We start from the raw sequence: 24853 nt of genomic DNA, 5'->3' as shown, positions 1-24853 counted from the left end.
GGGGCTGGCGGTATGTCCGCGCGTTGCTATGATGCGCAACGGTGATGCGTACGAGCGTACCGTGTCCGCCGAACCGGCGGACACGGAGCGACGACCCACACCGCGTAGTCGGAAACGCGGGCCGCAATCGAGAGCACAGGGGAGAACCAGCATGCCGAGGCGCCTGTCTTGCCGCTGCCGGGCCGCACGGATGGCCGGGTCCGCACGCTGCGCCGCGTTGGCCGCATGCGTCGCGCTCAGCGTGCTCACGCTGGCCGGTTGCGCGTCGACGCCGGCCGAGCCGGTACCGTTCAAACCGGTGCCTGCCGAGCGCATCGTCAGACAGGGCTATACGGCGCCGGGCCCCGGCCTCGTCGCGGTGGACGTGCGGCGCGAGCGTTCGCGCGACGTGATCGTGCGGTTCCGCAATGCGCTCGTCTATATCGACGGCGAGCGCGTGACCGACCTGATGAACGGCGAGCACGTGGTGTTCTATCTGCGGCCCGGCGCACATCGGATCGGCGTATCGACGCAGTTCGATCCGGTCATCGAGCTGAACTTCGTCGTGACGGCCGACCCGCGCTACACGAACCGCGCCTCGGTCACGTTCAACGACGATCACCGCATCGGCCTGCAGCGGGTCGCGCAGTAGCCTGTCGTCGAGCATTAACAATTGGAAACGCGCGGCTCACGCGGCGCGTCTTAACATGGCGGCTGATTCAAGCCGGCTGGAAGCGTGCTTGTCCGTTCATGCAGACCCGTCGACCGTCTTACGCAATGCTTACGTGAGAGGGTGGCGAGGTCTGCTTTTGTATGCAAGGTAATCCGAACATGCTGATCAATTGCGCCGCCTATCAGGACGGCCGGAAACTCGCCGACATCGATATCGACAGCATCAGCGACTACGTCTCGCGGCGCGAGTGCTTCGTCTGGGTCGCACTGAAAGACCCGGAGCCGGAGGAACTCGCGGCCATGAAAGACGAATTCAATCTGCACGAGCTCGCGATCGAAGACGCGCAACACGGTCATCAGCGCCCGAAAATCGAGGAGTACGGCGATTCGGTCTTCACCGTGATGCACACGGTCGAGATGGATGAGACAGGCGAGCTGGTGATCGGCGAAGTCGATGTGTTCGCCGGCACCAACTATGTGCTGTCGGTGCGCCGCGGCACGCGCACCGGTTTCCAGAGCGTGCGGACGCGCTGCGAGCGCGAGCCGCATCTGTTGAAGGAAGGCTCGGCGTTCGTGCTGTACGCACTGATCGACGACGTGGTCGACCGTTATTTCCCGATCATCGAGGCGATGAGCACCGAGCTCGAAACGCTCGAGGACCGCATCTTCGAGAAGAACGATTCGGCCGCCTCGCGCGCGATCGTGCAGGACCTGTACTCGATGAAGCGCCGGCTCGTGATCCTCCAGCACCATATCGTGCCGCTGCAGGAAGCGGTCGGCAAACTGACGGGCGGCCGCATTCCGAGTGTTTGCGCAGGCATGCAGGCGTACTTCCGCGACGTCTACGACCACCTCGACCGGATCGTCAGAACCATCGAGGGGCGCCGCGAAATCGTCGTCACGGCGGTGCAGGTGAACCTCGGCATGATCTCGCTCGCCGAGAGCGAAATCACCAAGCGGCTCGGCTCGTTCGCGGCGCTGTTCGCGGTGCCGACCATGATCGCCGGCATCTACGGGATGAACTTCGAGCGCATTCCCGAGCTGCATTTCAAGTTCGGCTATCCGGTCGTGCTGGCGGTGATGCTGGCGATCGACTGCGTGCTGTACCGGCGTTTTCGCAAGGCCGGCTGGCTGTAGCTGGCGCGCCGTTCAATTTCCTCGGGGTTTCACTTGCGGCGCGCGCGATACCAGGCCAGCATAAGCGGCCTGTGTGTCGCGCCGCACGCGACGCACAGGCGTCGTCGACTGCACGAACTGAGCGAGGGAACCTTGCCACACGCTGCCCGGATCGATCGAGCGCATTGCGGCGCCGCAGATGTTGCGCGCCGGTGCGTTGCAACAGCGCGAATCGTTGACATTCCGAAGAGCTTGCGCTGAGAATGGGCCTCGCAAACGTTTGCGCATCACAAAAAATACGGCTCGCCCGCGAGCCTGACAACCTTGGAGATACGCATGAGCCATCGAACCCGTCGTCGCATTCTTGCCGCCGCAGTTCTCGCCACCGCCTCCGCCGTCCTGCCTTTTTCCGCCGCCCACGCGCAGAACGCCCCGGCTCATAAGCCGAAGGTCGCGCTCGTGATGAAGTCGCTCGCCAACGAGTTCTTCCTGACCATGGAGACCGGGGCGAAAGACTATCAGAAGCAGAACCCCGGCAAGTTCGACCTGATCACCAACGGCATCAAGGACGAAACCGACACCGCCAACCAGATCCGCATCGTCGAGCAGATGATCGTGTCGAAGGTCGACGCGATCGTGCTCGCGCCGGCCGATTCGAAGGCGCTGGTGCCGGTCGTCAAGAAGGCGGTCGACGCGGGCATCATCGTCGTCAACATCGACAACCGGCTCGATCCGGACGTGCTGAAGTCGAAAGACCTGAACGTGCCGTTCGTCGGCCCCGACAATCGCAAGGGCGCGCGGCTCGTCGGTGACTACCTCGCGAAGCGCCTGAAGGCCGGCGACGAGGTCGGCATCCTCGAAGGCGTGTCGACCACCACCAACGCGCAGCAGCGTACCGCGGGCTTCAAGGACGCGATGCAGGCAGTCGGCGCGAAAGTCGTGTCGGTGCAGTCGGGCGAGTGGGAAATCGACAAGGGCAACGCGGTCGCATCGGCCATGCTCAACGAGTATCCGAACCTGAAGGCGCTGCTCGCCGGCAACGACAACATGGCGATCGGCGCGGTGTCGGCCGTGCGCGCGGCCGGCAAGCAGGGCAAGGTGCTGGTGGTCGGCTACGACAACATCAACGCGATTCATCCGATGCTGAAGGACGGCCGCGTGCTCGCCACCGCCGACCAGTTCGCGGCGAAGCAGGCCGTGTTCGGCATCGATACCGCGTTGAAGGCATTGAGCGAAAACAAGAAGCAGTCGCAGCTGTCGGGCGTCGTCGAAACGCCGGTCGTTCTGGTGACGAAGGACACCCTGAAGTAAGCGCGCCGCGCCCGGCGTGAAGCACGAGCCGGGCGCAGCCGGAAAAACGCACGGGAAGCCGCAAAAATCACCACGAATTATGGATAGCGTGTTTTAGAGGCAAACCACCACCCAGCGATCCGCTTTTATTCAACGAACGCTCAAGAATCCCGCCGCACCGCCGTTAATCCCAGAGATAAGCGTCGTGACGGCGGCTCGCGTGGTGAGAGGGAGCGCGGCCATGAGCAGCTGTGCATTCCGCGTAATGGGGCGCCACGAAGGCGCCAGAAGCGCCATGCAACCAGGAGCGCGATGGATTCGACCGACCACGACGCCTTGCCTGTCGTACTGAGCGTCAGCGGCATCGGCAAGACCTATGCCGAACCGGTGCTCGCCGACGTATCGCTGTCGCTGCGAGCGGGCGAGGTATTGGCGTTGACCGGCGAGAACGGCGCGGGCAAGAGCACGCTGTCGAAGATCATCGGCGGGCTGGTCGAAGCGAGCGCGGGCACGATGCGGCTTGCCGACGCGCCGTACGCGCCCGCGAGCCGCACCGAGGCCGAGGCGCTCGGCGTGCGCATGGTCATGCAGGAGTTGAATCTGCTGCCTACGCTGTCGGTCGCCGAGAACCTGTTCCTGAACCGGCTGCCGCGTGCGGGCCCGTTCAGCTTCGGCTGGATCGATCGCGGCAAGCTGCGCGAGAACGCGCGCGAGGCGATGGCGCAGGTCGGGCTCGACGCGATCGATCCCGGAACGCTGGTCGGCGAACTGGGCATCGGTCATCAGCAGATGGTCGAGATCGCCCGCAACCTGATCGACGACTGCCGCGTGCTGATCCTCGACGAGCCGACCGCGATGCTGACCGCGCGCGAGGTCGATCTGCTGTTCGAGCAGATCGGGCGGCTCAAGGCTCGCGGCGTCGCGCTCGTCTATATCTCGCACCGGCTCGAAGAGCTGGCGCGGGTCGCCGAACGGGTCGCGGTGCTGCGCGACGGCCGCCTCGTGCATGTCGACGCGATGGCGAACCTGACGAGCGAGCAGATCGTCACGTGGATGGTCGGCCGCGAGCTCGGCGAGCATATCGATCTCGGCGAGCGCAACATCGGCGCGCCGCTCCTGAAAGTGGAGCGGCTCGCGCGCGGCAAGGTCGTGCGCGACGTGTCGTTCGAGGTGCGCGCGGGCGAGATTTTCGGTGTGAGCGGACTGATCGGCGCGGGCCGCACCGAGCTGATGCGGCTCATCTACGGCGCCGACCGCAAGGACGGCGGCAGCGTGTCGCTCGCCGCGACGCCGGGCGCGCCGCCTACGCCGGTGCGAATCGACTCGCCGGCGGACGCGGTACGCGCGGGTATCGCGCTGATCACCGAAGACCGCAAGGGCGAAGGCCTGCTGCTGCCGCAACCGATCGCGGCCAACCTGTCGCTCGGCAATCTCGGCAGCGTCGCGCGGCACGGCGTGGTCGACGCGAAGCGCGAGAACGCGCTGGCGCACAAACAGATCGCCGCGATGCGGATTCGCAGCTCGGGGCCCGCGCAGGTTGTCGGCGAGCTGTCGGGCGGCAACCAGCAGAAGGTCGTGATCGGCCGCTGGCTCGCGCGCGACTGCCGCGTGCTGTTGTTCGACGAACCGACGCGCGGCATCGACGTCGGCGCGAAGTTCGATATTTACGGCCTGATGGGCGCGCTCGCTCGCGACGGCCGTGCGCTCGTCGTGGTGTCGAGCGATCTGCGCGAACTGATGCTGATCTGCGACCGGATCGGCGTGATGTCGGCGGGCAGCATGACAGGCGTGTTCGAGCGCGCGAGCTGGAGCCAGGATGCGCTGCTCGCGGCTGCGTTCGCCGGCTACCGCGGCCGTGACGCGCTGCTGCACACGCACGGCGTCAACGAAGCAGGGAGTCTGTGATGACCGATCAATCGTGGCGCGAGGCGGCGGGTGTCAAACGGGACGGCCAGTTGGGCGGCCAGCAGGACGGCCAGCAGGACGGCAAGCAAGGCGGTGCGCCGGACGCGCCCGCCGTGACGCCGCCCGCCGATCCGTCGGCGCCGCTCGCGAGCGGCAAGCCGGCCGGCACGCGGCTCGGCTTTTCGAACTACCTGGGCCTCGCCGGCGCGCTGCTCGCGATGATCGTGCTGTTCTCGCTGCTGAGTTCGCACTTTCTGACCTACGACACGTTCAGCACGATCGCGAACCAGATTCCGGATCTCGTCGTGATGTCGGTCGGCATGACCTTCGTGCTGATCATCGCGGGGATCGATCTGTCGGTGGGCTCGGTGCTCGCGCTCGGGGCGTCGGTGGTCAGCGTGGTGACGCTGAAGTGGGGCTGGGGGCCAGCTGCCGGCGCGCTGCTCGGGGTCGCGGTCGCGGCGCTGACCGGCACCGTGACCGGCGCGGTGACGGTGGGCTGGCGAATTCCGTCGTTCATCGTGTCGCTCGGCGTGCTCGAGGCGGCGCGCGGCATGGCGTATCAGATGACCAATTCGCGCACCGCGTATATCGGCGATGCGTTCGATTTTCTGTCGAACCCGATCGCGCTTGGCATCTCGCCGGCCTTTCTGATGGCGGTCGCGGTGATGGTGATCGCGCAGCTGGTGCTGACGCGCACGGTATTCGGGCGCTATCTGGTCGGGATCGGCACCAACGAGGAAGCGGTGCGGCTCGCGGGCGTCAATCCGCGGCCGTACAAGGTGATCGTGTTCGCGCTGATGGGCGCGCTGTCCGGACTCGCGGCGCTGTTCCAGATCTCGCGGCTCGAGGCGGCCGATCCGAATGCGGGTGTCGGCCTGGAGCTGCAGGTGATCGCGGCGGTCGTGATCGGCGGCACGAGTCTGATGGGCGGGCGTGGTTCGGTTATCAGCACGTTCTTTGGCGTGCTGATCATTTCGGTGCTGGCGGCGGGTCTCGCGCAGATCGGCGCGAACGAGCCGACCAAGCGCATGATCACCGGCGCGGTGATCGTGGTGGCGGTGGTGCTCGATACGTACCGCAGCCGTCGCAAACGCGCCTGAGGTGGGAGCCGCCGCGCAACGATGAATGACTGCATGGGACCGGAGTAAGCGCTAAAGCGCTAACTCCGATCGACCGCGATGAAACTGCATGGGATCGGAGTAAGCGCTAAAGCGCTAACTCCGATCGACCGCGATGAAACTGCATGGGACCGGAGTAAGCGCTAAAGCGCTAACTCCGATCGACAGGAGAGCAACAGGTTATGACGACGATCAAGGATGTAGCGGCGGTGGCGGGCGTGTCGTTCACGACGGTATCGCACGTCGTGAACAACTCGCGGCCGGTGTCGGCCGATGTGCGCGCGAAAGTCGAGCACGCGATCCGTCAACTGCACTATGTGCCGTCGGCGGTCGCGCGCTCGCTGAAGTCGCGCGCGACCGCGACGATCGGACTGGTGGTGCCGAACAGCACGAACCCGTATTTCGCGGAGCTCGCGCGCGGCATCGAGGACGGCTGCGCGCGCAATGGCTACTGCGTGTTCTTCTGCAACTCCGACGATGACCCCGCTAAGCAGCGCAACTATCTGCGCGTGCTGCAGGAAAAACGCATCGACGGGTTGATCGTCGCGTCGGCCGGCGACGACGCTGTGCTCGCGCAGGCGCTCGCCGACGCGCGCGAGCCGCTCGTGGTGGTGGACCGCAACATCGAGGGAGTCAGCGCGGACCTCGTGCAGATCGATCACGAGAAGGGCGCGTATCTGGCCACCCGGCATCTGCTCGAGCTCGGGCATGTGCGGATCGGTTGCATCACGGGGCCGGTGCAGACCGCGGTCAGCGCGATGCGGGTGCACGGCTTCATTCGCGCGATGGCCGAGCGTGGCATCGAGATTCCGGCCGATGCGATCGTCGAAAGCGATTTTTCGGGGACGGGCGGACATCGCGCGGCCGCGCAGCTGTTCGATACGGTCAGGCCGTCGGCGATTTTCGCGGGCAACGACATGATGGGCATCGGCGCGTTGCGCGCGGCGGCGGAGCGCAATATCAGCGTGCCGCGCGATTGCTCGATCATCGGTTTCGACGATATCGAGCTGGGCCGCTTCACGTTCCCGTCGCTGTCGACGGTCGGACAGTCGGTGCGCGCGCTTGGCGACACGGCCGCGCAGACGCTGATCGACCGGATCGCCGAGGCGTCGTCGAACCGCACCGCGCGGGCGCCTGCGCGCCGCCGCGTGGTGTCGCCGCGGCTGATCGTGCGGGAGTCCACCGCGACATGGGCGGGCGAGGAACGGCGGGATCTGGCGGCCTGATGCGCCGGATCAAGGACGCATGAGGGGCGCTCGAAGGACGCGCGCGCAATAGCGACGCGACCCGTCGCGCAACGGAGGACACTCGAGTGGCAAGCAACCCAACGCGCGCACGCGTCACGGTGGTCGGTAGTCTGAACATGGACCTCGTGGTGCGTTCGCCACGCCTGCCCCAACCGGGCGAGACGCTGGCCGGCCGCGGCTTCGCGCAGGTCGCGGGCGGCAAGGGCGGCAACCAGGCGGTCGCGGCCGCGCGGCTCGGCGCGCAGGTGTCGATGCTCGGCTGCGTCGGTGCCGATGCGAATGGCGCGCAGCTGCGCGCGGGCCTCGAAGCGGAGCGCATCGACTGCGCCGCGCTCGAAACCGGCAGGGAGCCGAGCGGTGTGGCGCTGATCGTCGTCGACGATGCGAGCCAGAACACGATCGTGGTCGTCGCGGGCAGCAACGGCGAGCTCACGCCGGCCACCATCGCGCGACACGAAGCGACGCTCGCCGCCGCCGCCGTCGTGATCTGTCAGCTCGAAACCCCGCCCGAATCGGTGCGCGCGGCGCTGGCGGCGGCGCGGCGGCTCGGTAAGACCGTGATCCTGAATCCGGCGCCCGCCGCCGGCCCGTTGCCAGCCGACTGGCTGCCGCTGATCGACTACCTGATTCCGAACGAACTCGAAGCCGCCGCGCTGAGCGGTCTGCCCGTCGACTCGCCCGAGGACGCCGCACGGGCCGCCGCCGCATTGCGTGCGGCCGGCGCGCGCAACGTGCTGGTCACGCTCGGTGCGCGCGGCGTGCATGCGTCGCTCGAAGGCGCGGCCGCGACGCTGTACGACGCGCCGCGCGTCGAGGCGGTCGACACGACCGCGGCCGGCGACACCTTCATCGGCGGCTTCGCGGCGCAGCTCGCGCAGGGCGCGAGCGTCGATGCGGCGATCCGCTTCGCGCAGCGCGCCGCCGCGCTATCGGTGACGCGCGCGGGCGCACAGCCATCGATTCCGACGCGCTCCGAGGTCGACGCATCGGACTGACGCCGCGGCGGCATTGGCACCGCGCACGCTGCCTGATCGAACTGTCCTGCCACCGCTTCGGGCGACTCCGAACGGCTCGCATCTCCACCCATTCCCGCCGCCAAACCGTCAAAAATCGTGCTTTGACGAATATCGCCGCGTTTCCCTGCGCGCCGCGAACACACTCATTTCCAGTCAACTTGCTTTCAACGTCTTACAACGTCTTTGTTCATACCTTTTAAATGCTTCAAGTCTATGAGTGCGCTGCCGTAAACGGAAATTAGAGCGCTCTTTCAAAAAAGCGCCGGACCCAACACACGCCGCCCCCACGCTGCGTAGGCAGCAGCCTCTCATTGAGCACAGCACACAGGACCCAGCATGTTGAATAAAGGCATCACGATCAAGGCGCGAATTGGCCTCACGATGGCGTTCCTCGCCGCGTTGCTGGTTGCGATCGGCGTTTTCGGTCTGTTCGGCATGAGCCGTTCGAACGACGCCTATGAGGACACGTTCACCAACGCGATGCCGGGCGCGGTGAACATCGGCAACGCGGAAATCTACGCGGCGCGCGAACGACTCGCGCTCGACCGCGCCGCGTTCCTCGTCGGCACACCGGAAGCGGCCACCACCATCGAGCGCGGGCGCATGCTCGGGGGCACGTCCGACACGTGGTGGAAAAAATATCTCGATCTGCCACGCAACGCGGACGAAGACCGGCTTGCGCAGGACGTCGCCGCGAAGCGCAACGCGCTGCATCAGCAACTCGAAACGTTCGCGGCGACGATCACGGCGAACGATCAGGGCAAGCTGGTCGAGCACGCGAAGAATCTGCAGGTCGTCTTCAACGACCTCGTCGGCGCCGACGACGCACTGCGCAAATACCAGTTCGATTCGGCCAGGGAGGGCTTCGACTCCGCGCAGAGCAGTTTCCAGACGTTCCGCGTGGTCAGCATCGGCGCGCTGGTGGTCGGCGTGCTGGCGGCGGCGCTGTCGTATCTGACGCTGAGCCGCTCGATCGCGCGTCCGCTCGACGAAGCGCTCGGCCACTTCGATGCGATTGCGGCCGGCGATCTGCGTCGTCCGGTGATCGCGACATCGCGCGACGAAATGGGGCAACTGCTCGAAGGAATCGCCAGAATGCAGCGCAGCCTCACCGAAACGGTGCGCAGCGTGCGCGGCGGTAGCGAGTCGATCGCGACCGCGACGCGCCAGATCGCGGCGGGCAACATCGACCTGTCGTCGCGGACCGAGGAGCAGGCGTCGGCGCTGCAGGAAACCGCCTCGAGCATGGAGCAGCTGACCGGCACGGTGCGGCAGAATGCCGACAACGCGCGCCAGGCGAGCGCGCTCGCGGCCAACGCGTCCGAGATCGCCAACAAGGGTAGCGCGGTGGTCGGCCAGGTGGTCGGCACGATGGGCGACATCAACCAGAGCTCGGCGAAGATCGCCGACATCATCTCGATCATCGAAGGCATTGCCTTCCAGACCAACATCCTCGCGTTGAACGCAGCTGTCGAGGCGGCGCGCGCCGGCGAGGAGGGGCGCGGCTTCGCGGTCGTCGCGGGCGAAGTGCGCAGCCTCGCGCAGCGTTCGTCGGCGGCGGCCAAGGAGATCAAGGAGCTGATCGATACGTCGGTCGAGCGCGTGCAGTCGGGCTCGGCGCTCGTCGACGAGGCCGGCCGCACGATGAGCGAAATCATCGGCGCGGTGCAGCGCGTGACCGACATCATGGGCGAGATCGCGGCGGCGTCGGAGGAGCAGAGCGGTGGCATCGACCAGGTCGCGCGCGCGGTCACGCAGATGGACGAGGTCACGCAGCAGAATGCGGCGCTCGTCGAGGAAGCGGCCGCCGCCGCGTCGTCGCTCGAGGAGCAGGCGGCGCGGCTGCGCACCGCGGTCGCGGTGTTCCAAGTCGACGACAGCGGCCGTGGCGGTCACGAAGCGGCGTCGGCGCTTGCGGCGCCGAAGCGCCCGGTGTCCACGCGCCCGGTCGCTACACGCGCACGCAAGCTCGCGCCGGCTACCGCGCAGGCGGCGTTGCCGGCGAAGGCATCGAACCCGGCCGGGGGCGCTGTCGCGCCGCAGGTAGCGGCCGCGTCCACGCCCACGCCCACGCGCGCGCCGGCCAGGTCCGCGGCGACGGCCGGCAGCGACCAGGATTGGGAGACCTTCTGAGCTGGCTCGGATCAGGTGTACATGGGCGGCGGCGCTGTCGTGCGTCAGGTGAGTCGAGACGCGACGTTCGGCGCAACAGCCGTTCGCGTTCCCGTTCGCTAGCTGTCCGGCATCCGCGTCGCACCCGCGACGATCGCTTCGCGAAAAGCCGCGCCTGGACACCCCATGCGCGGTTTTTTTCAGCTGCGGCAAGAATTAACGTTTGCGCGGCGCCGCCTTTCACCGGCGCGTGTCGCGATCCGGTACATTGACGGGCACGGCCCCGATCCGTTTGCGCGGCGCGCGGCTGCCCGCACCTCCAACAGGTGGTTCCCACATATTGCTACGTCCTGCGAACCCTGCCATGCGCCAGCCACAAAGAACCGACATGACGCGATACGATCTTGCGCAACGCCTCGTCGAGGCGCGCCGGCAGCGCCGGCCGATCGACGCGCCCGCACCCGACAGCCTGCCGCCCGACGCGGCGACCGCCTACGCGATCCAGCAGGCGGTGATCGTGGGCCTCGGCGAGTCGACCGGCGCGTGGAAGATCGGCGCGAAGTCGCCGGGCGGCGCCGCGTCGGGCGCACCGATTCCGGCCTCGCTGGTGATGCCGTCGCCAGCGAGGCTCGCGCATGACGGATTCTTTCGCGTGCTGGTGGAGCTCGAGATCGCGTTCCGCTTCGACGTGACCATCGAGCCGCGCGCTCAGGCGTATGCGCGCGACGAGGTACTGTCGAAGGTCGGCGCCGTGCTGCCGGCCATCGAGATCGTCGACAGCCGTTTCGCCGAATGGCCGAACGTCGCGCCGCTCGCGCAGTTGGCCGACGCGCAGAACAACGGCGCGCTGATCACCGGCCATCCGGCCGTCTATGCGAGCCTCGCGCGCGGCTTCGACTTCGTGTCGCCGGAACTGGAGCTGAGTTTCAACGGCCGCTCGCTGATACCGGAAGTGACCGGCAATCCGGCAGGCGATCCGCGCGAGCTGCTCGTGTGGTTCGTCAACCATTGCGCGGCGATGGGCATCACGATCGAGCGCAACTGGACCTTGACCACCGGTTCATACGTCGGCGCGCACAAGATCGACGAACCCGGCATCGTGCGTGGTCATATCGACGGATTGGGTGAAGTGGAAATTGAACTGACCTGATCGATGCTGCGGCGCTTGTAACCGCAAATTACAACGCTTGATTCCAAACGGCTGCCCGCGTGCAGCCGTTTTTATTTTTGGCGAATTTGAAACGGTGGCAGTCTTTGAATCGTCAACCTGTTCGAATGCATTTGTTGCAACTTTGCCGCGTCCTTCCGTATACCTATGACAGCGCCGCGAGTTCGTCACGTGCATGCCTTTGGTGACGAAGTGTGCGTGCGCAGACAGCCGCATTTTGATGGAGGGTCGACGGTGCGGGTACGGGATGTGCAATAGCAACGCGGTGACTTGACGCGATGCAGCGGTAGGGCGAAGTCCTGCAGGAGCACTGAATAGCGATGCGGTGCTGAAGAAAGTAGCGATACAGCGGGGCAGCAGATGATGTGACTGGTTGCTGCACGAGTAAAAAAAATTGTAGGTGGTCGAATCTCTGTTTCCAAGTGAGGATTGTAGCGGTGGCGGTTACGGCGCGATTTTCGCAACGTAGTCCGTGAAAAAAAATTTAAAAGGGTTTAGGATGAATTCGAGCGATGTCGTTTCCGAATAGCGCGCCGCGCACGACATCGCCCCAGACTTCGGCGAGGAGGTAGCATGGATATCTACAGCAGTTTCGCGACCCGCTTCGAGAAAACACGGGAGGACGAACTCTCGCTCGAGGAGTATCTCGCGCTCTGCAAAGACAATCCCGCCGCGTACGCCACTGCGGGCGAACGCATGTTGACGGCAATCGGAGAACCGGAACAGATCGACACTCGCAACGATCCGCGTTTATCGCGTATCTTCGCGAACAAGGTCATCAAGGTATACCCCGCATTCCGTGAATTCTACGGAATGGAAGAGGTGATCGAGCAGGTGGTCGCCTACTTCCGGCATTCGGCCCAGGGGCTCGAAGAAAAGAAGCAGATCCTGTATCTGTTAGGACCGGTCGGCGGCGGCAAGTCGTCGATCGCGGAACGTCTGAAGCAATTGATGGAACGCGTGCCGTTCTATGCGATCAAGGGCTCGCCCGTCAACGAATCGCCGCTCGGTCTGTTCGACTACGAGGAAGACGGTCCGATCCTCGAAGAGCAATATGGCATTCCTCGTCGCTACCTGCGAGGCATTCTGAGTCCGTGGGCGGTCAAGCGCCTGCACGAGTACAACGGCGACATCCGCAAGTTCCGCGTGGTGCGCCGCTATCCGTCGATCCTTCGCCAGATCGCTATCTCGAAGACCGAACCGGGCGACGAGAACAATCAGGACATTTCGTCGCTGGTCGGCAAGGTCGACATCCGCAAGCTCGAACAGTACGCGCAGGACGATGCCGACGCGTACAGCTACTCGGGCGGCCTGTGCCTCGCCAATCAGGGCCTGCTCGAGTTCGTCGAAATGTTCAAGGCGCCGATCAAGGTGTTGCACCCGCTGCTCACGGCGACCCAGGAAGGCAACTTCAAGGGCACGGAAGGCTTCGGCGCGATTCCGTTCGACGGCATCATCCTCGCTCACTCGAACGAATCGGAATGGAAGGCATTCCGCAACAACCGTAACAACGAGGCACTGCTCGACCGGATCTTCGTCGTCAAGGTGCCGTACTGCCTGCGCTATAGCGAAGAGGTCAAGATCTACGAGAAGCTGCTGCGCAACTCGTCGCTCGCCAGCGCGGTCTGCGCGCCGGGCACGCTGAAGATGATGGGGCAGTTGTCCGTGCTCACGCGTTTGCACGAGCCGGAGAACTCGAGCCTGTTCTCAAAGATGCAGGTCTACGACGGCGAGAATCTGAAGGACACGGACCCGAAGGCGAAGTCGTATCAGGAGTATCGCGACTTCGGGGGCGTCGACGAAGGCATGACCGGCGTGTCGACCCGCTTCGCGTTCAAGATTCTGTCGCGCGTGTTCAACTTCGACTCGACCGAGGTCGCGGCCAATCCGGTGCATCTGATGTATGTGCTCGAACAGCAGATCGAACGCGAGCAGTTCCCGCCGGAAACCGAGCAGAAGTATCTGTCCTTCATCAAGGACGTGCTCGCGTCGCGCTATGCGGAGTTCATCGGCAAGGAGATTCAGACCGCGTACCTGGAGTCGTACTCCGAGTACGGTCAGAACATCTTCGACCGCTATGTCACGTATGCGGACTTCTGGATCCAGGATCAGGAGTTCCGCGACCACGACACCGGCGAGAGCTTCGACCGTGCCGCGTTGAACGCCGAGCTGGAGAAAATCGAGAAGCCCGCGGGCATCAGCAATCCGAAGGACTTCCGCAACGAGATCGTGAATTTCGTGCTGCGTGCGCGGGCTGCGAATGCGGGCAAGAACCCCGCGTGGATCAGCTACGAGAAGCTGCGCGTCGTGATCGAAAAGAAGATGTTCTCGAACACGGAAGAGCTGTTGCCGGTGATCTCGTTCAACGCGAAAGGCTCGGCCGAAGAGCAGCGCAAGCATGAAGACTTTGTCAATCGCATGGTGGCGAAGGGCTATACGCCGAAGCAGGTGCGCTTGCTGTGCGACTGGTATCTGCGCGTGCGCAAGTCGTCATGATGCGCGCATGATACTCATGGTGTGCGCGCCCGTACGGTCCGACCGTACGGGCAACCGGCGAGGCGCAAGCCGCATAGCATTGCACTGCGCGGCGGGCGTCTCGCGCACCCGAAATATTAGTGCGGCCGCAGGGAATCGCGGTTGCATGGACGGGAGACCGGGCGTGCTTCATCAAATCATCGACCGCAGGTTGGCAGGCAAGAACAAGAGTATTGCGAACCGTGAGCGCTTTTTGCGCCGCGTCAAAAACTATATTCGTCGTGCCGTTTCGGAGGCAGTGCGCGATCGCAGCATCAAGGACATCCAGAACACCCAGAGCATCACCATTCCGCGCAAGGACATCGCGGAGCCGTCGTTCCGTCATGGACCGGGCGGCCGGCGCGAGATGGTGCATCCCGGCAACTCGGACTACATCCGCGGCGACAAGATCCAGCGCCCGCAAGGCGGCGGTGGCGGCGGCGGAGGCAGTCAGGCCAGCAACGAGGGCGAGGGTCAGGACGACTTCGTGTTCGAGCTGAGCCGCGAAGAGTTCATGCAGTATTTCTTCGACGACCTCGAACTGCCGCGTCTCGTCAAGACCCATCTGATGGCCGTGCCGACGTGGAAAAGCGTCCGCGCGGGCTGGGCCGCGGAGGGCACGCCAAACAATATCGACGTGGTGCGCTCGTTGCGCAGCGCGCTCGGCCGGCGCATCGCGCTCGGCGCGCCGCTCGTCAACCAGTTGCACGAAATGGAGCGGCAGCTGGAAGAGTTGAAGGCCGATCCCGCCGATCGCCGCGACGAGATCAAGCTGCTCGAAGACGACATCCACCATCTGAAAGGACGCATCTGGCGAATTCCGTTCATCGATCCGTTCGATCTGCGCTACGTGAATCGCGTGAAGCAGCCTACGCCGTCGAGCCAGGCGGTGATGTTCTGTCTGATGGACGTGTCCGGTTCGATGGACGAGCAGCGCAAGGATCTCGCGAAGCGCTTCTTCATCCTGCTGTACCTGTTCCTGAAGCGTAACTACGAGCGCATCGAAGTCGTGTTCATCCGCCACCACACGCGCGCCGAGGAAGTCGACGAAGACACGTTTTTCCACTCGACCGAAAGCGGCGGTACCGTGGTGTCGAGCGCGCTCGAACTGATGCGCAAGGTGATGGACGAGCGCTACTCGCCGACTGAATGGAACATTTACGGCGCCCAGGCGTCCGACGGCGACAACTGGACCGACGACTCGCCGAAGTGCCGCAAAATACTCTCGGATGACATCCTGGAGAAGGTGCGGTATTTTGCGTATATTCAGGTGACGCCCGAAGAGCAGAATCTGTGGCTCGAATACGCGCAACTGGCGCTGTCGCAACCGCACATGGCGATGAAGAAGGTCGAAACCGCGGCCGATATTTATCCGGTGTTTCGCGAGCTGTTCGAGAAGCAGGCGGCGACTTCTTGATGGGATACTGGTGGCGCACGAAGCGCCTGAACGACGAAGCGCGCGGCGATTCGTACGACAAGGGGTGACCCAGGGCGACCCGCCGTATGACCGCGCCGCAGCGCAACAAAGGCGGGCCGCAGCGACAGTCGGGGCATGCCGAGGCAGGAGCGGCCAGCACGGGAGCCGCTCACGCCGGAGCAGTCCGCGATGCTGCAGCACGGGACACACCGGAACGCCCAACGAGGGCAAAGGGAAGTCCGTATGAACGTAGCCGATAGACGGCCTCTGCCGTGCCCGTCCGACTGGACCTTCGAATTGATCGAAGAGTACGACTCGCATATTGCCCGTGTTGCGGAGCAATACGAGCTCGACGTATATCCGATCCAGCTCGAACTCATCAGCGCCGAACAGATGATGGATGCCTATGCGTCCGTCGGCATGCCGGTGAACTACCGTCACTGGTCGTTCGGCAAACATTTCCTTGCTACCGAAAAAAGCTATCGCCGCGGCCAGATGGGGCTCGCGTACGAAATCGTCATCAATTCGAACCCCTGCATCGCCTATTTGATGGAAGAGAACACGATGACGATGCAGGCGCTCGTCATCGCGCATGCGGCCTACGGTCACAACTCGTTCTTCAAGGGCAACTATCTGTTCGGCTTATGGACGGACGCGCACGCGATCATCGACTACCTCGTCTACGCAAAGAATTACATCGCGGAATGCGAGGAGCGCTATGGGCTCGATCGCGTCGAGGAATTGCTCGACTCGTGCCACGCGCTGATGAATTACGGCGTGGACCGCTACAAGCGGCCGCAGAAGCTGTCGCTCCAGAAGGAGTTCGCGGCGCGTCGCGAACGTGAGGCGTATCTGCAGTCGCAGGTCAACGAGTTGTGGCGCACGTTGCCCACGCGCCATACGCCGCTGCCCGAAGAGGTCGAGGGGCGCTATCCGCCCGAGCCGCAGGAAAACCTGCTGTATTTCGCGGAGAAAAACGCGCCGCTGCTCGAAGCGTGGGAGCGCGAGGTGATCCGCATCGTGCGCAAGATCGGTCAGTACTTCTATCCGCAGCGGCAGACCCAGGTGATGAACGAAGGCTGGGCGACGTTCTGGCACTACACGCTGCTCAATACGATGTACAACCAGGGCAAGCTCGAAGACGGCTTCATGATGGAGTTTCTCCATTCACACAGCAACGTCGTCTATCAGCCGCCTGTCACGAAGCCGTATTACAGCGGCATCAATCCGTATGCGCTGGGCTTTTCGATGATGAGCGATATCCGGCGCATCTGCGAAGCGCCGACCGACGAAGACCGCAAGTGGTTTCCGAATCTGGCCGGCAGTCCGTGGCTGCCCGCGATGCACTACGCGATGCGCAACTTCAAGGACGAGAGCTTCATCGCGCAGTATCTGTCGCCGCATCTGATCCGCGAAATGCGCCTGTTCTCGGTGCTCGACGACGACATGCGCGACGCGCTCGAAGTGTCGGCGATTCACGACGATAGCGGCTACCAGTACGTGCGCCAGGCGTTGTCGCGGCAGTACGACATGCATCACCGCGAGCCGAACATTCAGGTGTGGGCCGTCAATACACGCGGCGATCGCAGCCTGACGTTGCGGCATTTCATGAGCGACAACCGGCACCTGTCGTCGGATAGCGAGGAGGTGCTCAAGCACATGGCGCGCTTGTGGCAGTTCGACGTGTACCTCGAGAGCGTCGACGAAAACGGTACCGTCAGAAAACGCTACGACTGCCGGTATATGCCGCCGTCCGTGAGAATATGAGCGCCGCCTGACTCCCGCCTGAGCGGTTCGTGTCGCCCGTCAAGCCCCTGCCAGTCCCCAACTGGCAGGGGCTTCGTTCTATTGGTGCGCAAATCCGGCCGACCCAGGGCTTTCATCAGGCCATGCTGACAAAAAACCTTCCTGTGCTTTCATTTATGTAAAATTCGCGCACCCGCGGCGGCCGCTCAGGCTGGGCGCGCGACATCAAGGCGGCACCACGACCGTCCTCCTCGTTTAAATAAGGAAAGACACCAGCATGAACGACCAAACCGAACAATACGTCGTGGCCTCGGCGCACGACACGCGGCGCCGCATTTTTGCAATCGTCGGCGCTTCATCGGGCAATCTCGTCGAGTGGTTCGACTTCTATGTGTATTCGTTCACGGCGCTTTACTTCGCGCCGTCGTTCTTCCCGAGCGGCAACACGACCACGCAGTTGCTGAACACGGCCGGCGTGTTCGCCGCGGGCTTCCTGATGCGGCCGATTGGCGGCTGGTTCTTCGGGCGGCTCGCCGACAAACGTGGTCGCCGCACCGCGATGATGGTGTCGGTGTTCATGATGTGCGGCGGCTCGCTGGTGATCGCGATGCTGCCCACCTACGCGCAGATCGGCGCGCTCGCGCCGGCGTTGCTGCTGCTCGCGCGGCTGTTGCAGGGGCTGTCGGTGGGCGGCGAATACGGCACCAGCGCGACCTATATGAGCGAAGTCGCGTTGAAGGGCCGGCGTGGCTTTTTCGCGTCGTTCCAGTATGTGACGCTGATCGGCGGCCAACTGTGCGCGCTGCTCGTGCTCGTGACCCTGCAACAGACGCTGACGACCGAAGAGCTGAAGGCGTGGGGCTGGCGTGTGCCGTTCGTGATTGGCGCCTTCGCCGCGTTGATCGCACTCTATCTGCGTAAATCCCTTGATGAAACCACCACCGCGGCGATGCGCCAGCGCAAGGAAGCGGGCACGCTGCGCGGGCTGTGGGAGCACAAGACCGCATTCATGACGGTGCTCGGCTTCACGGCCGGCGGCTCGCTGATCTTCTATACGTTCACCACCTACATGCAAAAGTACCTGGTCAACACGGCCGGCATGCACGCGAAGACCGCGAGCTCGGTGATGACCGCCGCGTTGTTCGTCTACATGCTGATGCAGCCGGCGTTCGGCGCGTTGTCGGACCGCATCGGGCGGCGCCGCTCGATGCTGTGTTTCGGCCTGTTCGCGACCCTCGGCACGGTGCCGCTGCTGCATGCGCTGAAAGACGTGACGAGCCCGTATGCGGCCTTCGCGTTGGTCGTGGTGGCGCTCGCGATCGTCAGCTTCTATACGTCGATCAGCGGCCTGATCAAGGCGGAAATGTTTCCACCGCAAGTGCGTGCGCTTGGCGTAGGGCTGTCGTATGCGCTCGCCAATGCGATCTTCGGCGGCTCGGCGGAATATGTCGCGCTGTGGCTGAAGTCCGCCGGTGTCGAGACGATGTTCTTCTGGTACGTGACGGCGCTGTGTGCACTCGCGGGTATCGTGTCGCTGCGCATGCGCGATCCCTCGTCGGAAGGGTATCTGCGGCACGAGCCGTGAACCGCTAGTCGGACACGGCGAAACGTCGTGCCGCGATGGCAGCGTTCAGGCGGCGGTCCAGGGCAACCGGGCCGCCGTTTTTCATGGCATCGACGGTTGCGCGTCAATCCGCAAGCGAGGAGCAGCGCGCTTCGCTTAATTGACGACGATCCGTGTCCCCCATGCATGCAGCAGGTCGCACAAGCTCTCGGCCTGTTCCATCGTCGACGAACGCATCGACCCTCGCGGCCTCATTCACCGTGGCCGCGCCAACCGCCGCGACCGTCGCCATCGAAGGCGTCGCCGCTACGCCGGCGACAGCATCGGCCGCGGCGCGCGGCATCGGCAGACGGCCGCGCCAGGCCGCGCGCGCCAGCATCAGCAGATGGTAGTAAAGCCGCGCGCTAAAGCCGTAGTTGTAGGCGAACAGATGCGCGCGCGCGATGCGCCAGCCCGCGCGCGCCTCGCCGTTGCTCGCGTGAATCGACACCACGATCGGTGCGAGCCGCCGCAGCGCCTGCCGCCGCGACGGTTCGAGCGGCGCCGGCAGACGCAGCGACTTCACGAACGCATAGGCGCTCAACGTTGCGGCCATGCTCGTGCCGCGCGTGCTGTGCGAGACCGACGTCGCGGTCTTCCGATACACCGACACATAGTCGTGCAGATAAAACACCTCGCGCGCGGCCAGGCATAGCTCGGTGCCGAACACGTAGTCGCAGCAGACGCCATACCGCGCGTCGTAGCCGACCCGCTTGACGAGCCGCGCGTCGGCCATCCAGCCATTGTTCGGAAACATCTGGATCAGGCCGGTGCGGCCCGCGAGCGGCTGGAGACCCTCGCGGGCCTCAGTGCGCCGGAACGCCTCGTTCAGGCGCGCGCTCGCGGCGAGATCGATCGCGCCGTCGTGATCCGCTTCGTATTGCGCACCGAATGCCGCATCGAGCCGCGGATAGCGCTGCCATAGCGACACGAGCTTGTCGACGGCGTCGCTCGTCAGCAGATCGTCGTCGTGGATCAGCAGGATCTTGTCGCCGCGCGCCCGCTCGAACAGGCTCGACACATTGCGCGCCTGGCCAAGCGGCGGCTCGTGCTTCTCGTAGCGCACGCGCGGCTCGTCGCGGTAACGCTGCAAGATCAGTTGCCGCGAGCGCGCGTCCGTCGAATCGTCGCCAATCACGATTTCGACATGCGGATAGCTTTGCGCGAGACACGAGTCGACACATTCGATCAGCAGGTCGGGACGATTGCAGGTGGGCACGCAGATGGACACATGGGCGAGCGCCGCACGGGCGAGGGGAGAACTTGACGCGTTGGACATGATGACGCCTTTTATCGATCGGAAGCGGCAAAAACCGACGGAAAGCGGCAGCCGGTTCGCAGGGCGCACACCTTGCTGCAAGCAGCAAAATAGTCCAAGGCGTCAAAAAAATATTCGGTAAAAATGAGGAAGAAATGTTTGCTTACAGAAAGGTGCTGGAAGGGAAAGGTGATGCGGCCCGGATGCACGACGCAGCCAGGGCCGCTCTGATATAGGGTTCTATTTTTTCAACCGACTGACGGTTCGCCCTCGCCGGGCTTTTTGCCCGGACGGTCCGCCGGAGACTGCTTGTGACCTTCGTCGTGGCGCTCGGGCATCTTGCTCTTCGCGTTGTCGCTATGCACGGCGCGGTGCGGATGCGCGAAATCCTCGGTCTGGGCGCTGGCCTCGCTTTTCGATTCGTTGTCGGCCGTGCTGTTTGCTTCGCCTTGGGATTTTTCCGTCGTTTTGCTCATCGCTGCTCTCCTGGAGGGAAGACAAGCCTCCGGCAGCAAGACGCGGACCCGGGCGGGAGCAAACAGACGTTGCGCGCTCAGGCAGCCGCGTGGCGCGGCCTGCCGCCCGTCAGCGACATGATGAAGTCGAGAAACACGCGCACCTTGGCCGGCGGATGGTGCCGCGACGGATACAGCGCATACAGCGGGTACACCTCGTCGCCCCAATCCGGAAAGAGCTCGATCAGCTTGCCGCTCGCAAGCAGCGACTCCGCACCGAGCGCGAGAATCTGCGCGATGCCCTGGCCCGCGATGCATACGCTATGCAGCGTGCCGACGTCGTTGACGGTCAGCCGCCCCTGCGGCGTCAGCGCGAGCTGCTTGCGGCCGCGATGGAATTCCCAGCTGAACGGATAACCGGTGAGCGGATCGCGAAACTTGATGCAGATATGCCGGCCGTCTTCGAGCTCGCCCGGATTCGCCGGCTTGCCATGCTTCTTCAGATACGACGGCGCCGCGACGGTCAGGATGCGCGTATCGAGCAGCTTGCGGGCGACGAGCGTCGACACCGGCGGGTCGCCGAAGCGGATCGCGACATCGAAGCCGTCCCCGACCATGTCGCCCAACTGGTCGCGCGTGACGAGTTCGAGCTGCAGGTCCGGATGTTTGTCGATGAAGCCGCCGAGGCGCGGCCCGAGCACGAGCCGCGAAAAGAACGGGTCCATGTTGACGCGCAGACGCCCGCGCACCGCGGTCGCGCCGTGCGCGGCGGAGGCGGCCGCTTCCTCGAGTCCGCCGAGCAGCGGCACGATCTGCTCGTAGAAACGCCGGCCTTCGTCGGTCAGCGTGACCGAGCGCGTGGTGCGGTCGAACAGACGAATGCCGAGGCGTGCTTCGAGCCGGGCGACCGAGCGGCTTACGCCCGATTGCGACATGTCGAGCGCTTCACCGGCGGCCGCGAAACTGCCGCAATCGACGATCGCAGTCAGGACGCCCATGCCGTTCAGCACGCGCTCATCGAATGGCATCGGGGCTCCCTGCCTGGTAGCCATGGATGCCCGACATGCTAACGCTATGACCTTTCGAATGCATGCGCCGGCACGCGATGAAACGCGTCGCGTCTCAACGCCCCGCGCTCGGCGCAGCCTGGCCGCGAATCACGCGCGTGCCCGACGGGTCGTCGAGGTGGCGAAAGATCCACGCGGACACGAGCGTGATCGCGCCGACGCACACGAATGCGAGCCGGAAGCCGAGCGCCGCCGACCATTGCGCCGCGAACAGATTGACGAGCCCGCCGCCGATCGACACGCCAAGCCCGATCGCAAGCATCTGCACCATCGAGAACAGGCTATTGCCCATGCCGGCGTCTTCGTGCGACAGGTCCTTCAGCGTGACACTGTTCATCGCCGCGAACTGCATCGAGTTGGCCGCGCCGAACACCGCGAGGATCGCAATTTCGATCACGAGCGGTGTGCCGAGCGAAATCAGCGAGAACGCGACGATCGCCGAGCCGACGATGACCGTGTTGACGAGCAGGAACGTGTCGTAGCCGTAGCGGCGCACGAGCGGCGCGATCCAGCGTTTCGCGAGCGTGCCGGCGAGTGCCGCGGGCAGCATCATCAGACCCGAGTGCAGCGGCGAGTAGCCGAGCTGCAATTGCAGCAGCAGCGGCACGAGGAACGGCACCGCGCTCGAACCGACCCGGCATACGAGGTTGCCGATCAGGCCGACGCTGAAGTTCGGCTCGCCGAACAGCGACAGCTTGAACAGCGGATCGCGGCGGTTTCTGGCGTACGGAATGTAGGCGAGCGCGCTGGCGACGGCCAACGCGAACAGCCCCGCCGACCACGCCGCGCGATGCGAGGGGACCGGCGCGTCGATCGCGAGCGAAAACGCGATCATGCACGACGACAGCAGGGCGCAGCCGATCACATCGAACGGCGGCGCCTGCGCCTCGTCATGCGACGGCAGAAAGCGATGCACCGCGTACAGACCGAGCGCGCCGATCGGCACGTTGATCAGAAAGATCCAGTGCCACGTGATCGCCTGCACGAACCAGCCGCCGAGCGTTGGCCCGGCGATCGGGCCGAGCTGCCCCGCGATCGATATGAACGCGAGCGCCGACACGTATTGCTCGCCCGACACGCTGCGCAGCACCGCGAGGCGTCCGATCGGCAGCAGCATCGAGCCGCCGAGGCCTTGCAGCACGCGCGCCATCACGAGCTGGCCGAGCGTGTGCGCGCTCGAGCAGCAGATCGAGCCGAGCACGAACACGAGAATGGCGGCGAAATAGACGCGGCGGGTGCCGAAGCGGTCGGCAAGCCAGCCGGAGGCGGGCGTCAGCATCGCCATCGTCAGCGTGTAGGCGACGACGACCGGTTGCATCGCGAGCGGCGCGACGCGCAGGCTGTTCGCGATCGACGGCAGCGCGGTGTTGACGATCGTCGTGTCCAGCGACTGCATGAAGAAGCCGGCGGCGACGATCCATAGTAGGGCGGTTTGAGAGGAATCCTTGGTCATGTTTTCGACAGCGGGCGCGGCGGCGGCAAAGCGCCGCCAGAGCGGGGCCAGGCGGAATTCCGTCATCTTATTGACATCCTCGTCAATCGGGAACCCCACTAAGCCCGCTGACTGTTATCGACAATGCCGATAAGCAGCGCCACAATCACGCATGCTCAATCCAATCTGGCTCAAGACCTTCTCGACCGTCGCGGCTTGCCATAGCTTCACCGAAGCGGGGCGGCGGCTCGACCTGACGCAGTCGAGCGTCAGCGAACATATCCGGCGCCTCGAACAGAGCGTGGGCCGGCGCCTGTTCGTGCGCGACACCCATTCGCTCGCGATGACACCCGACGGCGAAGCGATGCTCGCGCATGCGAGCGTGATCCTGCAGGCGCTGTCGCGCGCGGAATCGCAGTTTCGCGCGCCGCGTCTGAAGGGGCGCGTGCGGCTCGGCTCGTCGGACGACATCGCGCTCGGCCCGCTCCCCACCGTGCTCGCGGCGTTTCGCAACGCGCATCCCGACGTCGAACTGGAAATCACGATCGGCATGACGGGCAGGCTCTACGAGTTGCTCGACGCGGGCGCGATCGATCTGCTGGTCGGCAAGCGCCGGCTCGGTGACCGGCGCGGCGTGGCGCTTTTCACCGGGCGTCTCGAATGGCTCGCGCGGACCGGCACGCTCGTCGATCTGAGTCAGCCGCTGCCGCTGATTCTGGTCGCCGAGCCGAGCGTGACGCGCGCGGTCGTGCTCGATGCGCTCGCCGAAGCCGGCGCGAGCTGGCAGATCGTCTGCACGAGCAGCAGTCATTCCGGCTGTATCGCGGCCGCGCGCGGCGGACTCGGCATCACCGTGCGGCCGCAGTATCTGGCCGCGCGCGGCCTCGCGCCGCCGTTGAATGCGGCCGGACTGCCGACGCTGCCGTCGGTGGAATTCATCGCGCTGGCGGCGAAGCGCTTGAGTCGCCCGGCGGGCACGCTGCTGCAGTTGCTGCATGACAGCGATCTGCGCGGGTCGTGGATCGGGGAGTGAGGCGGGCAGTGCGTCGCCTCATGCTGCCGTCATGCCGAGGCTCAGGCCGGCATCTTCCGGAACGAGATCGCGAAGCGGTTCCATGCATTGATCGCCGAGACGAGCAGCGTCAGGTCGACCAGTTCCTCGTCGCTGAAATGCGGCCGCACCGCCTGCCATACCGCGTCGGGCACATGATCGTGCGACACCAGCGTGAGCGCTTCGGTCCACTCGAGCGCCGCGCGTTCGCGGTCCGTGAAGAACGGCGTTTCGCGCCACACGACGACGGTCGCGAGACGCCGCTCGGTTTCGCCGCCCTTGCGTGCGTCCGCCGTATGCATATCCACGCAATACGCGCAGCCGTTGATCTGCGACGCGCGCAACCGCACCAGTTCGGTCAGCGATTTTTCGAGCGACGATTTGCCGATGCGCTCTTCGACGCCGAGCAGCGATTTGATCGCGGCGGGATTGGCTTTGTAGAAGTCGAGACGTTGTTCCATGATGGGCTCCTGGGCGGGTTTGACGATGCGATGCATCGGACAGGTGTTAGCTTAGTCCGTCGTTTGGATCATAAGAATGGCCGATTCCAGGTATTTTCAGGTAGCCACTTTCGGGCGTTGAGCGGGCACGCCCAGCACCCTTACCGTCGACGATGGCATCGTTGCCGCGTGCGGGCCGATTCGGTATGGTGGGTCATCGACGCTTCCATTGCGCCTTTCACCG

At 64.7% G+C, this 24853-nt stretch carries 19 protein-coding genes; 14 read left to right on the top strand and 5 right to left on the bottom strand.

The window, feature by feature from the left end:
• The first annotated feature begins 190 nt into the window (after positions 1–190).
• From OKW37_RS14810 to OKW37_RS14750, 13 genes are all read left to right on the top strand, one after another.
• Positions 191–631 (top strand): hypothetical protein, encoded by a 441-nt coding sequence (locus tag OKW37_RS14810; RefSeq protein WP_260320941.1) that lies wholly within the window; start codon positions 191–193, stop codon positions 629–631.
• A gap of 179 nt (positions 632–810) precedes the next feature.
• Positions 811–1788, top strand: coding sequence for a magnesium/cobalt transporter CorA (gene corA, locus OKW37_RS14805; RefSeq protein ID WP_184056692.1), 978 nt, complete (start codon positions 811–813; stop codon positions 1786–1788).
• A 315-nt stretch (positions 1789–2103) separates the two neighbouring features.
• A complete protein-coding gene (locus tag OKW37_RS14800; protein ID WP_184022717.1) occupies positions 2104–3078 on the top strand; it encodes a sugar ABC transporter substrate-binding protein in 975 nt (324 codons plus the stop codon).
• A 291-nt stretch (positions 3079–3369) separates the two neighbouring features.
• A complete protein-coding gene (locus OKW37_RS14795) occupies positions 3370–4962 on the top strand; it encodes a sugar ABC transporter ATP-binding protein (RefSeq protein WP_429405644.1) in 1593 nt (530 codons plus the stop codon).
• The gene (locus tag OKW37_RS14790; RefSeq protein WP_429405646.1) at positions 4962–6065 is read left to right on the top strand and encodes an ABC transporter permease; all 1104 of its coding nucleotides are present in this window, start codon (positions 4962–4964) and stop codon (positions 6063–6065) included. The genes OKW37_RS14795 and OKW37_RS14790 overlap by 1 nt, the downstream gene beginning before the upstream one ends.
• 200 nt (positions 6066–6265) lie before the next feature.
• Complete coding sequence (locus OKW37_RS14785; RefSeq protein WP_429405648.1) at positions 6266–7309, top strand: LacI family DNA-binding transcriptional regulator; 1044 nt, start codon at positions 6266–6268, stop codon at positions 7307–7309.
• A gap of 86 nt (positions 7310–7395) precedes the next feature.
• A complete protein-coding gene (gene rbsK / locus OKW37_RS14780) occupies positions 7396–8325 on the top strand; it encodes a ribokinase (protein ID WP_429405650.1) in 930 nt (309 codons plus the stop codon).
• Between the two features lie 357 nt (positions 8326–8682).
• Positions 8683–10479 carry a methyl-accepting chemotaxis protein gene (locus OKW37_RS14775; protein WP_429405652.1) on the top strand — a complete coding sequence of 599 codons (1797 nt, stop codon included), beginning with the start codon at positions 8683–8685 and terminating at the stop codon, positions 10477–10479.
• A gap of 367 nt (positions 10480–10846) precedes the next feature.
• Positions 10847–11608, top strand: coding sequence for a 2-keto-4-pentenoate hydratase (locus tag OKW37_RS14770; protein WP_090805819.1), 762 nt, complete (start codon positions 10847–10849; stop codon positions 11606–11608).
• Between the two features lie 591 nt (positions 11609–12199).
• Positions 12200–14122: a PrkA family serine protein kinase gene (locus OKW37_RS14765; RefSeq protein WP_184056670.1), complete on the top strand. Its 1923-nt coding sequence runs from the start codon at positions 12200–12202 to the stop codon at positions 14120–14122.
• Positions 14123–14285: 163 nt separating this feature from the next.
• The gene (locus OKW37_RS14760; RefSeq protein ID WP_184022725.1) at positions 14286–15557 is read left to right on the top strand and encodes a YeaH/YhbH family protein; all 1272 of its coding nucleotides are present in this window, start codon (positions 14286–14288) and stop codon (positions 15555–15557) included.
• A gap of 243 nt (positions 15558–15800) precedes the next feature.
• On the top strand, positions 15801–17324 hold the full coding sequence (locus tag OKW37_RS14755; protein ID WP_184049337.1) for a SpoVR family protein: 1524 nt from the start codon (positions 15801–15803) through the stop codon (positions 17322–17324).
• A gap of 256 nt (positions 17325–17580) precedes the next feature.
• Positions 17581–18888 (top strand): MFS family transporter, encoded by a 1308-nt coding sequence (locus tag OKW37_RS14750; protein ID WP_429355664.1) that lies wholly within the window; start codon positions 17581–17583, stop codon positions 18886–18888.
• A gap of 103 nt (positions 18889–18991) precedes the next feature.
• Here OKW37_RS14750 and OKW37_RS14745 read toward each other — a convergent pair whose 3' ends face one another.
• The 4 genes from OKW37_RS14745 to OKW37_RS14730 form a co-directional block, all read right to left on the bottom strand.
• On the bottom strand, positions 18992–20185 hold the full coding sequence (locus OKW37_RS14745) for a glycosyltransferase family 2 protein (RefSeq protein ID WP_429489001.1): 1194 nt from the start codon (positions 20183–20185) through the stop codon (positions 18992–18994).
• A 227-nt stretch (positions 20186–20412) separates the two neighbouring features.
• Positions 20413–20640: a hypothetical protein gene (locus OKW37_RS14740; protein ID WP_429405657.1), complete on the bottom strand. Its 228-nt coding sequence runs from the start codon at positions 20638–20640 to the stop codon at positions 20413–20415.
• 77 nt (positions 20641–20717) lie between these two features.
• Entirely contained in the window at positions 20718–21647 is a 930-nt protein-coding gene (locus OKW37_RS14735) for a LysR family transcriptional regulator (RefSeq protein ID WP_429405659.1), read from the bottom strand.
• 94 nt (positions 21648–21741) lie between these two features.
• The gene (locus OKW37_RS14730) at positions 21742–23139 is read right to left on the bottom strand and encodes a DHA2 family efflux MFS transporter permease subunit (protein WP_221312038.1); all 1398 of its coding nucleotides are present in this window, start codon (positions 23137–23139) and stop codon (positions 21742–21744) included.
• Positions 23140–23290: 151 nt separating this feature from the next.
• On the opposite strand from OKW37_RS14730, the gene OKW37_RS14725 reads away from it, so the two are divergent.
• Positions 23291–24151 (top strand): LysR family transcriptional regulator, encoded by an 861-nt coding sequence (locus tag OKW37_RS14725; protein ID WP_187610542.1) that lies wholly within the window; start codon positions 23291–23293, stop codon positions 24149–24151.
• A 41-nt stretch (positions 24152–24192) separates the two neighbouring features.
• Here OKW37_RS14725 and OKW37_RS14720 read toward each other — a convergent pair whose 3' ends face one another.
• The gene (locus OKW37_RS14720) at positions 24193–24630 is read right to left on the bottom strand and encodes a carboxymuconolactone decarboxylase family protein (protein ID WP_184022732.1); all 438 of its coding nucleotides are present in this window, start codon (positions 24628–24630) and stop codon (positions 24193–24195) included.
• Positions 24631–24853 lie beyond the last annotated feature (223 nt).

This window comes from Paraburkholderia sp. MM5482-R2 (assembly GCF_050436125.1).
Lineage (GTDB): Bacteria > Pseudomonadota > Gammaproteobacteria > Burkholderiales > Burkholderiaceae > Paraburkholderia > Paraburkholderia tuberum.
Note: the sequence above shows the minus strand (reverse complement) of the source record. Positions and strands in the feature narration are given on the sequence as shown.